At 37.7% G+C, this 14,109-nt stretch carries 14 protein-coding genes and 3 tRNA genes; 12 read left to right on the top strand and 5 right to left on the bottom strand.

The genetic code is table 11. From position 1 onward, the window contains the following. Positions 1 to 43 precede the first annotated feature (43 nt). From DQ356_RS08965 to DQ356_RS08940, 6 genes are read left to right on the top strand one after another with little or no spacing between them, the layout of a single operon-like run. Positions 44 to 388, top strand: a complete 345-nt coding sequence (locus DQ356_RS08965; RefSeq protein WP_114304148.1) for a helix-turn-helix domain-containing protein — start codon at positions 44 to 46, stop codon at positions 386 to 388. Continuing rightward, positions 385 to 675 (top strand): hypothetical protein, encoded by a 291-nt coding sequence (locus DQ356_RS08960; protein ID WP_114304147.1) that lies wholly within the window; start codon positions 385 to 387, stop codon positions 673 to 675. The genes DQ356_RS08965 and DQ356_RS08960 overlap by 4 nt, the downstream gene beginning before the upstream one ends. Continuing rightward, on the top strand, positions 672 to 2,228 hold the full coding sequence (locus DQ356_RS08955; RefSeq protein WP_114304146.1) for a DNA primase family protein: 1,557 nt from the start codon (positions 672 to 674) through the stop codon (positions 2,226 to 2,228). The genes DQ356_RS08960 and DQ356_RS08955 overlap by 4 nt, the downstream gene beginning before the upstream one ends. A gap of 53 nt (positions 2,229 to 2,281) precedes the next feature. Further along, the gene (locus DQ356_RS08950; protein WP_114304145.1) at positions 2,282 to 3,739 is read left to right on the top strand and encodes a DUF6371 domain-containing protein; all 1,458 of its coding nucleotides are present in this window, start codon (positions 2,282 to 2,284) and stop codon (positions 3,737 to 3,739) included. Between the two features lie 5 nt (positions 3,740 to 3,744). Continuing rightward, the gene (locus tag DQ356_RS08945) at positions 3,745 to 4,401 is read left to right on the top strand and encodes a hypothetical protein (protein WP_114304144.1); all 657 of its coding nucleotides are present in this window, start codon (positions 3,745 to 3,747) and stop codon (positions 4,399 to 4,401) included. Positions 4,402 to 4,461: 60 nt separating this feature from the next. After that, positions 4,462 to 4,998 (top strand): DUF4468 domain-containing protein, encoded by a 537-nt coding sequence (locus DQ356_RS08940; protein ID WP_114304143.1) that lies wholly within the window; start codon positions 4,462 to 4,464, stop codon positions 4,996 to 4,998. Between the two features lie 56 nt (positions 4,999 to 5,054). Here DQ356_RS08940 and DQ356_RS08935 read toward each other — a convergent pair whose 3' ends face one another. The 4 genes from DQ356_RS08935 to DQ356_RS08920 all read right to left on the bottom strand — a co-directional run bounded on the left by DQ356_RS08935 (position 5,055) and on the right by DQ356_RS08920 (position 6,046). Next, entirely contained in the window at positions 5,055 to 5,522 is a 468-nt protein-coding gene (locus DQ356_RS08935; protein ID WP_114304142.1) for a DUF4429 domain-containing protein, read from the bottom strand. Between the two features lie 192 nt (positions 5,523 to 5,714). Next, positions 5,715 to 5,788 (bottom strand) — tRNA-Arg (locus tag DQ356_RS08930). 84 nt (positions 5,789 to 5,872) lie between these two features. Then, positions 5,873 to 5,947 (bottom strand) — tRNA-Pro (locus tag DQ356_RS08925). A 14-nt stretch (positions 5,948 to 5,961) separates the two neighbouring features. After that, positions 5,962 to 6,046: transfer RNA gene (locus tag DQ356_RS08920), tRNA-Ser, on the bottom strand. Between the two features lie 132 nt (positions 6,047 to 6,178). On the opposite strand from DQ356_RS08920, the gene DQ356_RS08915 reads away from it, so the two are divergent. The 5 genes from DQ356_RS08915 (at position 6,179) to DQ356_RS08895 (ending at position 11,163) form a co-directional block, all read left to right on the top strand. Then, the gene (locus DQ356_RS08915; RefSeq protein ID WP_185123779.1) at positions 6,179 to 7,180 is read left to right on the top strand and encodes an N-acetylmuramoyl-L-alanine amidase; all 1,002 of its coding nucleotides are present in this window, start codon (positions 6,179 to 6,181) and stop codon (positions 7,178 to 7,180) included. A gap of 86 nt (positions 7,181 to 7,266) precedes the next feature. After that, positions 7,267 to 8,667 carry an aspartate ammonia-lyase gene (aspA, locus tag DQ356_RS08910; RefSeq protein ID WP_114304272.1) on the top strand — a complete coding sequence of 467 codons (1,401 nt, stop codon included), beginning with the start codon at positions 7,267 to 7,269 and terminating at the stop codon, positions 8,665 to 8,667. A 5-nt stretch (positions 8,668 to 8,672) separates the two neighbouring features. Beyond that, positions 8,673 to 9,566, top strand: a complete 894-nt coding sequence (locus DQ356_RS08905) for a glycosyltransferase family 2 protein (protein WP_114304140.1) — start codon at positions 8,673 to 8,675, stop codon at positions 9,564 to 9,566. After that, positions 9,563 to 10,084, top strand: coding sequence for an amidohydrolase family protein (locus DQ356_RS08900; RefSeq protein ID WP_114304139.1), 522 nt, complete (start codon positions 9,563 to 9,565; stop codon positions 10,082 to 10,084). The genes DQ356_RS08905 and DQ356_RS08900 overlap by 4 nt, the downstream gene beginning before the upstream one ends. 14 nt (positions 10,085 to 10,098) lie before the next feature. Next, on the top strand, positions 10,099 to 11,163 hold the full coding sequence (locus DQ356_RS08895) for a hypothetical protein (protein WP_126723268.1): 1,065 nt from the start codon (positions 10,099 to 10,101) through the stop codon (positions 11,161 to 11,163). On the opposite strand, the gene DQ356_RS08890 is transcribed toward DQ356_RS08895, so the two are convergent. Continuing rightward, positions 11,160 to 12,644 carry a lipopolysaccharide biosynthesis protein gene (locus DQ356_RS08890; RefSeq protein WP_114304137.1) on the bottom strand — a complete coding sequence of 495 codons (1,485 nt, stop codon included), beginning with the start codon at positions 12,642 to 12,644 and terminating at the stop codon, positions 11,160 to 11,162. The genes DQ356_RS08895 and DQ356_RS08890 overlap by 4 nt on opposite strands. 276 nt (positions 12,645 to 12,920) lie before the next feature. Between DQ356_RS08890 and ribB the strand changes: the two genes are divergently transcribed. Then, positions 12,921 to 14,045, top strand: coding sequence for a 3,4-dihydroxy-2-butanone-4-phosphate synthase (ribB, locus tag DQ356_RS08885; RefSeq protein WP_114304136.1), 1,125 nt, complete (start codon positions 12,921 to 12,923; stop codon positions 14,043 to 14,045). Positions 14,046 to 14,109: the final 64 nt, after the last annotated feature.

Raw genomic sequence — 14,109 nt, 5'->3', positions numbered from 1 at the left:
CCACTGATAATTTCGCAAAGTGTAACAAACAAAATACTTTGTAATGAATTTATCATTTGAACAATTACCCGAAGCGGTAACAAATCTAACCAAAGAGGTTAGCGAACTGAAACAGCTGCTAATTTCTAAAGAACAGCATTCTGCAGAACAGCCGGAAAAGTTTCTAACAATCCAACAAGCGGCTGCATTTCTCAGCCTTTCTGTGCCTACCATTTACAGCAAAGTTTCCAAACGTGAACTGCCTTTTATGAAGCAAGGTAAACGGCTGTATTTTTCCCTAACAGAATTAACGGAATACCTGAAAAACGGTAAGAAAAAAACTTTTGCTGAGATTGAAGCAGAAGCAGAATTGTATTTGTCTAACAATAAAAAAAGTGCTGCACTATGAGGGAATTAGATACAGCACTTATACATAAAAGACAAGTGCAAGATAAGAAATTTCAGGATCAAATGAGTAAGGTATTTAGAGCCTTTTTAAACCAACCTAAGACCATGTTAATGGTTTCAGTTGAAACGGGAATTTTAAGGGCTAATATCTGCCGGTACATTGCTAAATGGAGAAAGCAAGACAGGGTGCAGGTACAGAAAAAGGGGATCTGCCTAATATCTAAGCACCGTGCAGGATTTTACACCACCAACCCGGAACTGTTTAACGCTAAAACCAATGACCAATGAGATTAGAACCTGATTTTACAGACCTCATCAGCCCTGAAAAGACTATAAACCATATTGAGAGCCTAAAAAAGGAAAGTGAACCTGTATCACATACCGAAATATTAAATAAGTTATTAAATCAGGTTGAGAAAGTAGATTTTGAAAAGATAGCTTTTTCAAATTTAGAGCAAATGAAAAATGACCTAAGCCTGAAAATATCTGCTAATATTTCCACAGATGAAAGAAAGAAGTTAAGCCGAAAATTAGAGCAGTTAGAGGATTTACAATTAAGAGAAAAACATTTTTTAATTATAACCATTGAAAATGTACTGCAATTAGCTGAGCGATACCGTTGGGGCTTATGCAAAAATGATGATTTCATTTATCTGTATAATGGCACTTATTGGCAGCAAATTGATAAAGAGGAATTTCAAAAGTTTTTAGGTGAAGCAGCAGAAAAAATGGGAGTCGCTAAATTTTCTGCCCGATATTATCAATTCAGAGAGAAGTTATTTAAACAATTCTTAGCAACAGCGTATCTGCCCACACCGGAAAGCGACAAAGACACGGTTTTAATAAATCTTAAAAACGGAACTTTTGAAATAACAAAAACCGGTACTGAGTTAAGACCTTTTGACCGTTCAGATTTCATTACTTATCAATTGCCTTTTGAGTACAACCCGAAAGCAACAGCACCCATATTTACAGCTTTTTTAAATAGAGTTTTGCCGGATAAGGACAGCCAACAAGTTTTAGCGGAATACTTAGGGTATATCTTCATAAAACACGGTTCACGGTTGAAGTTAGAAGCAGCACTTATTCTGTACGGTTCAGGAGCAAACGGTAAGAGCGTATTTTTTGAAATAGTAAATGCCATGTTAGGCAGTGAGAATGTTAGCAGCTATTCTTTACAGGAACTTACAGACAATACAGGGTATTACAGAGCAATGGTTGCAAATAAGTTGGTAAACTATGCAAGTGAGATAAACGGTAAACTGGAGGTAAATTATTTCAAAAGAATGGTTTCCGGTGAACCTGTACCGGCTCGGCTTCCATACGGTAAACCGATGCAGCTAAAGCAGTATGCAAAATTTATATTCAATTGTAATGAGCTACCAAAAGATGTTGAGCATACCAATGCATTTTTTAGACGTTGGGTAATAATTCCTTTTGAAGTCACGATACCAAAAGATGAGCAGGATAGTGAGCTGCATAATAAGATAATTGATAAGGAACTTTCAGGGGTTTTTAACTGGGTTTTAGAAGGCCTGCACCGGTTATTGAAGCAGAAGAAATTCACTAAGAGTATTGCCGTGCAGAAAGCGGTTGAGCAGTATAGGTTAGAGAGTGACAGCGTGCAAATGTATTTAACAGATTTTGAATATACGACCTCTGCCACAGAGGAGAGTAAATTGAAAGATCTATTTTCAGAATATAGAACCTATTGTATTGAAAGCGGTTTCAGAGCCTGTTCACTTAAAACATTTTCAGACCGGCTAAAGAATTTAGGTTTTGTTGCTGAGCGCAAAAGTTACGGAATGGCTGTAAATGCTGTTAAAAACAATTTTTACTAATAGTTGTGTAGTTTGTGTAGAAAATGCACCTGTAAACAAAACTTTTTTTTACGATGAGTTACAGATATAAATTAGACAGCAGCAGTAAGAAGCACCGATGCCCGGCCTGTAATAAACTAAGATTTGTGCGCTATTTCGATGAGATTACAGCAACTTTTGCTGCTGAGCAGTACGGCCGTTGTGATCGTGAAAGTAAGTGTGGTTATCATTCAGCACCACCAGCGGAAACATTGTGCTATTTTGTAACAACAGACAGCATTAGAGATATTTCCGCAAAAGCCTTTTTAGTTAAGCAGGGAACAGTTGAAATGATAATACCTAAGAAAGTTGCCTTTGAGCAGTTGCCAACAGGAATTTTTATTGCAGCTTACTTTCTGCAGGATAGTAAATACAAATGCAGTTTGAAATATAATGAGAATGAGCAAAAGTTTTTTTCAGAAGAGGGAAACGGAACGGCCGTGCAAATACCGGTTAAAAAAGTTGAAGTACAGCAGCCGGTTTATTTTGATTTCAACACCTTTAAAAGTACGCTAAAGGGCTATGAGCAAAATACATTTATTCAGAACCTATTGCACCGGGTTGCATTCCCTTTTGATGCAGCAGATGTTATAAAAATTATTGAGTTATACAGGTTAGGTACAGTTACAAAGGGGTACAGAGCAAGTGCAATTACTTTTCCATTTATTGATGTTTCCGGGAATGTTAGAACGGTTCAGGTAAAGCAATTTGATGAGCAGAACCACACCACAGGAACGGATTTTTTACATTCAATAATTGAAAAGCACCACACACGAAACAATAAGCCGTTGCCTGAATGGTTGGAAGCGTACACAAAGCAAGATAAGCGGGTTTCATGCCTATTTGGTGAACATTTATTGAGCAGGTTTCCACTCGGTCCGGTTGCATTGGTTGAAGCGCCTAAAACGGCTATTTATGGCACTTTGTATTTTGGCAGTCCTGAGATACCAAACAACTTAATTTGGATAGCGGTTTACAATAAAAGCAGTTTCAGTTTTGATAAGGTGCAGGCGTTAAAGGGCAGAGATGTATTTGTTTTCCCGGACCTTTCAAAAGATGGAAGCACCTTTCAGGAATGGCAGCGCAAGGCTAAGGATTTTGAAGCAAGATTGCCCGGAACAAAGTTTATTTTTTCAGACCTGTTGGAGCAGCACGCCACACCGGGGCAGCGCTTACTGGGTGCAGATATTGCAGATGTACTGGCGAACCTCAACCCTAAAGAGTTTAGGCCCAAAGTTGTTAAGCCTTATGAGCAATATACTTATGAGGAAAGGATAAAGGCCGGGCTGCAGCTGTTCACGGTACAGGAACTTAAAGCACTTGCAGCTGATATTTTCAGAGGTTCGGAAACAATAAGCTATAACGATATAACAGGATATTTAGAAAGTACCGGTCTGCAGGGCAATGATGTTTCAGATCTTGTAGATATTCTGAATATTCAGAGAATTATAGAGCCGGTGCAATATCCAAACTACAATTTAACAGACAAGTGATTATTATGAGTACAAAAGAAAGTTTACAAAAGTTGACAGATATTGAGTGTATAGATAATCTGCTAAAACAGTCAAAAATAAGTGATGCAGATGTAAATAAACTTACTAAAAGACAGCAGATCTTATTGAATGAGAAGTTTACAGCTTTTTATAATGAAGCTAAAGCAGAAAAAAAAGATAAACTTTTAAATAAGGTTATTGATATTTTGCCCGAAGCTGAGCGCAATAACATTTGGGAAATTAATAACATGAATATAATGAATGCAATAATGCAGTACGTCCAACAGTATGGAGGTATGCCGCCTAAAATAAGAATTGCAGAAGCTACGGGATTAAGCAGGCAAACAGTAGATAAGCATTTTAAAGACATACAAAACAACCCTTTATACAAGGAAATTGAGCAGCAGTTTAAATTTATGATTCCAAAGGTATTAGGTGAGGTTTTGAGAGCTGCAATAAATGGAGATATGAAAGCAGCAAAAATCTATTTTGATGTAGTTTCCGGCCCAAAAGATAAAACCAAAATTAACACTCAAAACAACTATCTTCAGATTAACGGTATTTTGATTGAAGAAGAAAAGCTGAGCAGGTTGAAACCGGAGCAGTTGAAGCAAATAGAACAGATTTTGCACAGTGTTTCAGATGCTGAGGTAATTGAATAATAGTGTGACAGTCCGAAAGGGCTGTTTTTTTACTTAACTTTGAAGCCAAATACAAAGATTATGAGAAAAATATTTTTAATATTAGTGATGATCAGCAGTTTTGCATTTGGGCAGATAACATTATCAAAAGAAAACGGGCTTACAAAGTACATTGTGACAGAAGTACCAGGAAAATCAGCATCTGAAATTTATCAGAAAACAATAGATTGGATTAATAAAACATATCAACGTGCAGATGTTGTTATTCAAGGAGAAGTAAAAGACGATTACATACGTTTTCAAGGAATTGATGAAAAGAGTCTTTGCCAAAACCCGCAAAATAAACTTTTTTTTTCCTGCTTACCATTTCGGCATCATATTGAAATTAGCGTGAAGGATGGAAAATATAAATTTGAAATTGTAAAGTTAGAGCAAAAAAACTCACTTTTCCCAAAATTCAGTTCTAATCCGTGGACGGATTTAATCTACACTTGGAATAAAAAAGGGGAATTAAAGCCTGCTGTTGTCGGAGGTTTACCCGATGCTTTGAATGCTTTGAATAATGATTTAAAATCTTACATTTTAGGAGAGTCTAAAAAGTCTAATGATGATTGGTAAGATAAAGTAAAATGAATACTAGATAGTAAATGAGCAGTTCTTAACGGACTGCTTTTTTATATTCCTAATAGTTGTTTTTTCTTAGCTTCAAATTCGGATAGTGTTATAATACCTTTTTCTTTAAGTGCGCTGAGTTTTTCAATTTGGCTATAAATATCATTTTCGGGTAATGCTTGTTGCAGAATACTATGGTTCAGTTCAGAAGCATTTCTTTTTTCGTTAATAACGTCCTTAAGTTTTTCAAATTGTGCTTGTGCTGATTTTTCAAAAACTATACTATTCTCATCTTTAGTTGCATCAATTACACCACCTTTGCTTTCTTTTGAGCCAGAGAAAGCGAATTGTATGAACCCATTTGTTAACATGCCGGGCTTTTTATATTGGATAGAAGTGATGTTTTTTATTAAAATCTCTTTATTACCTCTTAGACCTAAGAGCCGGGCTGTAATTCCTGTTCTAACTAATTCGATAGTATTTTCTTTTACTATTAATGTTCCATTTGTTCCTTTTCCAATTAATTCCATCCTTAAATATTTATAGATTACTCAAATGTATAAAAATATTGAATATAAAAAATGTAGTTAGTGTAGGAAATGAAGTTTTAAAAAGAAATTTTATTTGCGCAGTAATGCAGCTAATATTCAAAAAATATGCACATTGTATGCACCTAATAAAAAAAGACACTTACAAATTAATGTAAATGCCTGATTATCAAGTGAGCGCGCCAGGATTCGAACCTGGGACCGTCTGCTTAGAAGGCAGATGCTCTATCCAGCTGAGCTACGCACCCTTGTGTGTGACATTTTCCAATTTTCGTTGGAAAATGTTTACTTTGATTTTTAAAAAAACCGTCATATTTCAGACGGTTTTTTTGTCGGGGTGGCAGGATTCGAACCTGCGACCTCCTGGTCCCAAACCAGGCGCGATGACCGGACTACGCTACACCCCGAAGTTAACCGGTTGCGGAGGGTGTGGGATTCGAACCCACGCGACACTTGCGCGTCGACAGTTTAGCAAACTGCTCCGTTAACCACTCCGGCAACCCTCCTTGCAATTTTTTGTAAGAACTGCTTTTCTCTAATTGCGAGTGCAAATATAAGCACGATTTAGATAGATACCAAAAGTTTTTACTTAATTTTTTTCGTATTTTTGGGTAATTATTGCTCCGCTCATTATGAAAATAGATAAGATTTTGTGTATCATAGGCTTAAGTAGCCTCATGATTTCATGTTCCGCCCAAAGAATTGAACCGCAACCGACCGCTGGTCCTCCCAAAACCAATGCAGAACCTTCCCGAACTGCTCCAAAACCTGCCATTACCCAAAGTCACGGCGTGGAATTTTACCGACAGAATATTGGAGATATCACTAAAAATGACAATACCATCAGCCATGGTTCTATCGTTTCTGCTAAACCGCAAGGATATGTTATATCAAAATCTTTTTTTCCTGCGGTAGCACAAAACTTCAGACAGCGGTATTTGATTCTCCATTATACAGCACTGGACGAAGAGAAATCGGTGAGGGTGCTGACGCAACAAGCTGTAAGTTCCCATTACCTGGTGAACAATCTTGGCGACAGGGAAATTTATCAACTCGTGGATGAAAACAAAAGAGCATATCATGCCGGAGTCAGTGCATGGCGGAATGATAAAAACTTGAATGACACCTCCATTGGGATTGAAATCGTCAATACAGGATATATCTTAGATTCTGTTGGCAAAAAAGTTTTTTCGCCGTATGATGAATCACAAATCAAAAAAGTAGCGGCTTTGGTGAAGGATATTGTGGAAAGATACCAGATTCCTCCGGTGAATATTTTGGCGCATTCAGATATTGCTCCTACCAGAAAACAGGATCCGGGCCCGATGTTCCCCTGGAAGAAGTTGTATGATGAATATAATATCGGCATGTGGTACGATGAAGAAATGAAACAGAAATTCATGAATGAAACCACAAATGAATCTTTCGCATTTGAACAGAACAGCATTCCTTTCGTCACGAAAGTTCAAAATGGTCTCAAGAAATTCGGTTACGATATTGTTCCCACCGGAGTTTGGAACAGAGAAAATTTAAAAGTAGTGGAAGCTTTTCAGTATCGCTTCCGGCCCGAAGTTCATGATGGGATTGTGGATAGGGAAACTTGGGCAATTTTACAGGCTCTTATTCAGAAATATCCATAAAAACAATTTGATTTTCTATCAATTCATTTTTGCGGAAAAGCTTGTTTTTGCAGCAAAAAGCCTTAACTTTTCAGGCAAAAATTATCATGGAGAATTTCAGAAGAGAAAGTGATCTGCTGGGCGAACTTCTCGTTCCGGCTGATGCCTATTACGGAGTACAAACACAGAGAGCTATAGAAAATTTTCGGATTTCCGGACAGTACCTGTTTTCTTATCCTGAACTGATCAGAGGACTTGCTTTTGTGAAAAAAGCGGCTGCGTTGACCAACTATGAACTCGGGCTACTGAACGAAGAGCTTTTTTTGAAAATTACTGAAACCTGTGACGAATTGATTAATGGAAAAATGCATGATCAGTTTCCGATTGACATGATTCAGGGTGGTGCCGGAACATCGGTGAATATGAATGCCAATGAAGTAATAGCCAACCGTGTTCTTGAAAAAATGGGGAAGAACAGAGGCGATTATCAGTTCTGTTCACCAAACGACCACATCAATCTTTCTCAATCAACGAATGATGCCTATCCGACCGCAATAAAACTGGCGTTACTGCAGATGAATGAAACTTTGGTCGATAAAGTGAAAAAAATCGTTCTTGCATTTCGGGAAAAAGGAGAAGAGTTTCAGGATGTCATCAAAATGGGAAGAACTCAGCTTCAGGACGCAGTTCCCATGACTTTGGGACAGGAATTTGAAGCGTTTGCGGCCACATTGGAAGAAGATATTGAAAAACTGAACAACAATGCCAACCTTTTTGTGGAAGTAAATATGGGGGCTACAGCCATCGGAACAGGCCTTAATGCACCTTTGGGTTATGCAGAACGCTGTGCGGGAAATCTCGCTGAAATCACAGGCTATCCCATAGTTTCAGCACCGAATCTGGTGGAAGCTACTCCGGATACAGGATCGTATGTGATTTATTCATCCGCCATGAAAAGACTCGCGGTGAAGCTTTCTAAAATATGTAATGATCTTCGGCTTCTTTCTTCCGGCCCGAGAAGCGGATTTTACGAAATAAATCTTCCTCCTATGCAGCCCGGATCTTCTATTATGCCGGGAAAAGTGAATCCTGTGATTCCGGAAGTGGTGAATCAGGTGTGTTATAAAGTGATCGGAAATGACCTTACGGTTACTTTTGCTGCCGAAGCTGGACAATTGCAACTGAATGTGATGGAACCTGTTCTTTCCCACGCGATTATGGAAAATAATCAATTTTTGTGTAACGCGCTGGATACGCTCCGCGAAAAATGCATTAACGGAATAACGGCCAACAGGGAAGTGTGCCTGAATATGGTGAGAAACAGCATCGGAATTGTTACCGCACTCAATCCTTATATCGGTTATAAAAATGCTACCCATATTGCCAAAGAAGCTCTGGAAACCGGAAATAGTGTCTATAATCTGGTTCTTGAACATCAGTTATTAACCAGAGAACAACTGGATGATATATTAGATCCGAGAAAAATGTTGCAGCCTCATAAATTATAAATCGTTTGAAATTTTTAATCATTATTCCTGCTCACAACGAAGAGCAGAATATCAGTTTTTGTCTGTCCTCGCTGGAAAACCAGACATACAAAGATTTTCATCTGGTGGTGGTCGATGACGGATCTTCAGATAGTACTTTGGAAATCGTTCAGGATTTTAAAGAAAACTCGAAAATCGGAAGTAAAATGTCTGTTGTTAGCCTTCTGAAATCCCGGCACGAACCCGGTGCTAAAGTAGTTCGTACTTTTAATAAAGGCTTGGAAACGCAGGATTTGAAGGAGTTTGATATAATCTGTAAATTTGATGCAGACATTATTTTCCCTGAAAATTATCTGGAAGAAATCAATAGAATTTACCAAAATAATCCCAAAGCGGGAATGGTTTCCGGAATTGTTAAAATTGCTAACGCAGGATTTGATGAAACAAAAGTTTATGATTTTGAAGATGCAGAACAGCATTGGAAATTCGAAAATATTTCTTCTAAAAATCATGTTCGTGGGCCCATAAAATCTTATAGAATAGAATGTTTTCAGGCGATGAACGGACTGCGGCCGGTGTTGGGATGGGATAATATCGATGTAATGCTGTCGGCAATGTACGGTTGGGAAGTATTGACCTTGAAAGATCTTTGGGTGAAACATCTTCGGCCAACTGCTTTTCAATATCAAAAACAGAAGGCGGAAAAATTAGGCGAATATTTTTATAATATTGGACTCAACTGCCCTTTGGCGATAATTTCTTCTGCAAAATCTTCATTTAAAAACCGCTCGTTTTCAGAATTTATAACAACGATGAAAACTTTCATGAACCAAAATCATCCTCGTGATCTCAGTTCAGATGAAATAAAGTTCATCCGAAGTCACCGCTGGAATCAAATGTTGAAAAGGAAAAAATCATGAGAAAAACCATTTTATTTTTTATTCTTCTAATCGGCAGCCAGTTGTCTGCACAGATTAAATTTAATGTGGATCTTATTATCCATCAGGCAGATATTTATACGGCAAACGATTCCATAAAAACAGCCGAAGCGATGGCGATTTATCGCGGAAAAATATTTGCTGTCGGAAATAATGCTGAGATTTTGGCCAAATTTAAAGCTCCTAAAGTTTTAAATTTTAATGGACACACCGTTGTGCCGGGTTATGTAGATGTTTACGCTCCGGTTTTGGGTTTCGGAACTCCCGTCATTACTCGTTTTGAAGCGATAAAAAACAAAAGTGCGCTCGGAAATACTTCACAATGGGTATCTCGTGCGACAATAAATTCCAATGAAAATGGCAGAGAAACAGAAAGCATTGAGGTTGGGAAATTTGCAGATTTTATTGTTTTAGACCGGAATATTGACAAAATTTCTGTGAAGGAACTTTCGGAAATCCGGGTTTTGGAAACTTATCTGAACGGTGAAAAAATGTATTAAAAACTAACGTTGGTTTGAAACGTATTGCCTATATCGAGTTGGATACCCACGCTGAAATTGCCGGTAATTTTCGGGAATTGATGGAAGATTCAGCAGAATTTGCGGTTGAATATTTCTTTGCTGAAAAAATAATGCGGCAACTGAATTATCGTGAAGATAAAATTGTTCAGATTTCCAACCCGAAAATGATATTTAGTCAGCTAAAGAAAGGGCATTTCGATTTGGTTATTATCGGAACTGTTCATCGGTATTTCAATGTTTTTCATCAGATTACAAAGCATTTCAATACTGCGGTTATTGTTCATAATCTCAATTTTACAAAACTTACAAAAGGGAAATTATTACATAAAATTTTCGTTGACCAAACACTTTACCGGCTGAAATTACTGTTGAAGGAAGGTTTGCTGAAAATGCCTGAGGTTTTTCAAAAGGCTTCACACCGGTTCGTGTTGGAAAATTCGCTTGCTGTTGATTCTCATTTTCAGTATTTGCCTGTTTTTTATAACAAGTTTTCTAATGAAAAAAAAATGTCAGATTCGCTGCTTATTGTAATTCCGGGAACCGTTTCCCAATCCCGGCGAGATTATAAAAAGATCGTTGGACTTTTAGAAAAAAAAGAGCAATTAAATTCGGAACATCCGGAAAAAACTTTTGTTTTCCTGGGAAAAGCGGCAGGTGAAGAATTGCAGATTTTGAAAGAATTGAAGCGTAAAGTTAAAAGAAATATCCTCGTTTTCTTTAATGAAAAAGTACCTAAAAGTGAATTCGATTTTTGGATGAAAAAAGCGGATGTTCTTTGGTGTCCGGTGCAATTAGAAACCTCGTTTTTCAGCAATAGAGAACAATATGGAATGACAAAAATGTCCGGAAATATAGGCGATGCCATCAACTTTGGAAAATTTGTGATTTTTCCTGAAGGTTTCATGTCGGAGGTGCCTTTTGTAGTTTCGGAGACCGAAAATGTTATGGAAAAATTTGAAGAAATTTCATGTTTACAATACGATTTTCAGGCTCATTATTCTCGAAAAAAAGTGAGTGAATCGCTGCATCACGTTCTCAGAAAGTGTTTAAGCGATTAACCGCCCAACTTAAATATACTCCGGATAAATTTCTTGTTAATATATTCTTCTACAGGAAAAAGTTTCAGAAAATAATTTCCAATACCAATCATCACTAGAACTACGGCTGGTTTGTACACGAGGTTCAGCAAATTGCTTTCAAAATTGGGCAGCACAATGGCAACCGTAATGGCAAGCGTGGAAATAATGGAAACGAAAATCATTTCAATTGTCAAAGGATGCACTTTGAATTTGATGTAATTGAAAAGAACTTTTATGATATTATAGATCGTAAGTGAAATCGCTGTAGCCATCGCTACGCCTACAATTCCGAAATTGGTTTTTTCCAGAAAATAGAAATTGAGTGTAACCGTAAGAGCGGCCAGAAAAAGCATAATCACGATATTGAAACGATAATATTTGGACATCGAAATGATGTTTCCGTTGAACCCCGTTGCCAGATCGATTAATATCGCCGAGCCTAAAATCCAGACCACAGGTTCAGATTCCCGAAGCATCGTTCCGTTTTTGATGAAACTCGCCAGAAACGGAAATCCTGCCAGAATACAGGAAAATAAAACGGCGCCCAGGAAAAATAAACTCAGCGAGGTTTTTTTGTGAAAACGGTCGAGTTCTTCCATGTTTTTTTCAGCAATCGCTTTGTTGATGATGGGTGCCGAAATATTAAACAGTCCCAGCTGCGGAATCGAGATGAGCGAAATAATGGCATAAAGTGTGGCATAAACACCCAGTTCCTCCATTCCCAAACTTACCCCAATCATGACATTGTCGATTTTTATGGCGATATAATTTCCGATATTCCCCAAAAATCCAAAGAAACTGTAATTTAGAATGGATTTCCATAAGTTCTTTTCGCGAACGTAACCCGTGCTGAAATCAGGTTGAATTTTTTCCAGTTTATTTGCATAAGAAGCGTAGCCAATTAATGACAGAACAAACATCCCGAAGAAAAGTCCGAACGCTGTTGCCTCCGTCATTCCAAGAAAAATAAAGAAACAAAATGCGATCAGATTGGCCAGTTTTGGGAAAATATTTTCAAAAATATTTGGGACTACAATTCTTTTGTAATTGGAAACATATCTGTTGAAAACATGTGACAGCGAGAGCACCAAAACCAACGGCAGAATCAGGTTCTTTAAACTCCACCATTCTTCTTTCTTAAATTGAGGAAAGAAGTAATGAAAAAGAAAGAATAAACCTACAAAAACAATGAAGTTTAAAACCACCGCCAATAGCGAAAGCGAAAGAAGATTCTGATGTTTGCCGTCCTTTTGAGCCTGATGAAAGAAACGTACATTGGCGTAAGACAACCCGAAAACCACGATAGGAACCAGGATCTCAGAAGAGGTAAGTACAAACCGGAGTTTTCCGTAAAACTCGAAATTAAATGGAAATATAAAATAAGTGGACAGCGCCCCAAGAATAAATCCAAGATAACCGATAATGGTATATTTAAAACCCTGTCTTGCTACTACGCTCATTTTTTTGGTATAGATTTATGGGCAGAAAAAGTGCTTTGTATCGTTCATAAATGATAATAATTATAGCTTATTCAATAAAAAAACTGCTGCCCATTTCGTCAAGTGAAAATCGAAAATTTTCCCAATTTTACAACTGCGGTGGACAAAGATAAAAAAATATGTTAAATAATGTTAAATCCGAGTTTTAGGAATTGCGAAGGAGAGGCTAAAGATGTTTCCATTCTCTTCGGCTTCCGCCTTTAAAATTGTTATCTTTGCACGAACAAACAGAAAACGATGTCCGATATAAAATTGAATACGATTCCCGAAGCTATTGAAGAGCTAAAAAAAGGGAAAGTAATTATTGTTGTAGATGATGAAGACAGAGAAAACGAAGGTGATTTTCTTTCCGCAGCGGAACTGACAACGCCTGAAATCATCAACTTTATGACCATTCACGGCCGAGGTTTGATCTGTACGCCGCTTCCCGAAAAAAGATGTGATGAACTGGGATTGGATATTATGGTCACCAGAAGCAGCGACCCGAAGGAAACAGCATTTACCGTTTCCGTAGACCTTTTAGGTGATGGGGTATCCACCGGAATTTCTGCCAGCGACCGTTCCAAAACGATTCTGGCTTTAATGGACGAAAAAACAAAACCTACCGATTTTATGCGTCCCGGTCATATTTTTCCACTCCGCGCAAAAAAGGGTGGAGTTTTGAAACGCGCCGGACATACTGAGGCTGCTATTGATTTAACAAAACTTGCCGGATTGAAAGAAGGCGGAGTGATCTGTGAAATCATGAATGAGGACGGAAGTATGGCAAGGCTTCCGCAACTCATGGAACTGGCAAAAAAACTGGATTTGAAAATTGTTTCCATTGAGGATCTGATCCAATATTTACTAAAAAAAGGCGATTTGGTTCACAAGATCGAAGAACGTCCTATCAAAACCCGTTACGGCGATTTTAACTTCCATGTTTTTCAGGAAAAACCGACCGATCAAATTCATTTCGCGATTACCAAAGGAACTTGGGAATTGAATGAACCCGTGTTGGTAAGAGTACAAAGTTCTACAGCTTATTTTGATGTGCTTTCCAGATTGGTAAACGGTGAAAATCCTTTATTGGAAAAGGTGACAGAGATGATCAATAAAGAAGGAAAAGGTGCTTTTATTTTTATTAATAACGTTTCCAATACCGAACAAACCATGAGGAAACTTCAGCAGTTTCTGAATTTTCAGGACGGACAGGAAAAACGACCTACCATCACTGCCAATTATATGGAATACGGAATCGGAACGCAGATTCTGAAAAAACTGGGAATAAATAAATTTCGTGTGATTACTCAAAACCCCGATCAGAAACCTATCGTAAGCGGTTATGATGTGGAAATTGCTGAAATGGTACAATTGAAGTAATCCGATGAAAAACACTTTAACTTTGCTGAATTTCAGCAAAGTTTTTTGTTTAATAAATCTAAAG

This window comes from Chryseobacterium lacus (assembly GCF_003336205.1).
GTDB classification, from domain to species: Bacteria; Bacteroidota; Bacteroidia; order Flavobacteriales; family Weeksellaceae; genus Chryseobacterium_A; species Chryseobacterium_A lacus.
Note: the sequence above shows the minus strand (reverse complement) of the source record. Positions and strands in the feature narration are given on the sequence as shown.

Coding starts and splice junctions, on each gene's coding strand:
- DQ356_RS08965 (WP_114304148.1), top strand. CDS start 44: ATGAATTTATCATTTGAACAATTACCCGAAGCGGTAACAAATCTAACC.
- DQ356_RS08960 (WP_114304147.1), top strand. CDS start 385: ATGAGGGAATTAGATACAGCACTTATACATAAAAGACAAGTGCAAGAT.
- DQ356_RS08955 (WP_114304146.1), top strand. CDS start 672: ATGAGATTAGAACCTGATTTTACAGACCTCATCAGCCCTGAAAAGACT.
- DQ356_RS08950 (WP_114304145.1), top strand. CDS start 2,282: ATGAGTTACAGATATAAATTAGACAGCAGCAGTAAGAAGCACCGATGC.
- DQ356_RS08945 (WP_114304144.1), top strand. CDS start 3,745: ATGAGTACAAAAGAAAGTTTACAAAAGTTGACAGATATTGAGTGTATA.
- DQ356_RS08940 (WP_114304143.1), top strand. CDS start 4,462: ATGAGAAAAATATTTTTAATATTAGTGATGATCAGCAGTTTTGCATTT.
- DQ356_RS08935 (WP_114304142.1), bottom strand. CDS start 5,522: ATGGAATTAATTGGAAAAGGAACAAATGGAACATTAATAGTAAAAGAA.
- aspA (WP_114304272.1), top strand. CDS start 7,267: ATGGAGAATTTCAGAAGAGAAAGTGATCTGCTGGGCGAACTTCTCGTT.
- DQ356_RS08900 (WP_114304139.1), top strand. CDS start 9,563: ATGAGAAAAACCATTTTATTTTTTATTCTTCTAATCGGCAGCCAGTTG.
- DQ356_RS08890 (WP_114304137.1), bottom strand. CDS start 12,644: ATGAGCGTAGTAGCAAGACAGGGTTTTAAATATACCATTATCGGTTAT.
- ribB (WP_114304136.1), top strand. CDS start 12,921: ATGTCCGATATAAAATTGAATACGATTCCCGAAGCTATTGAAGAGCTA.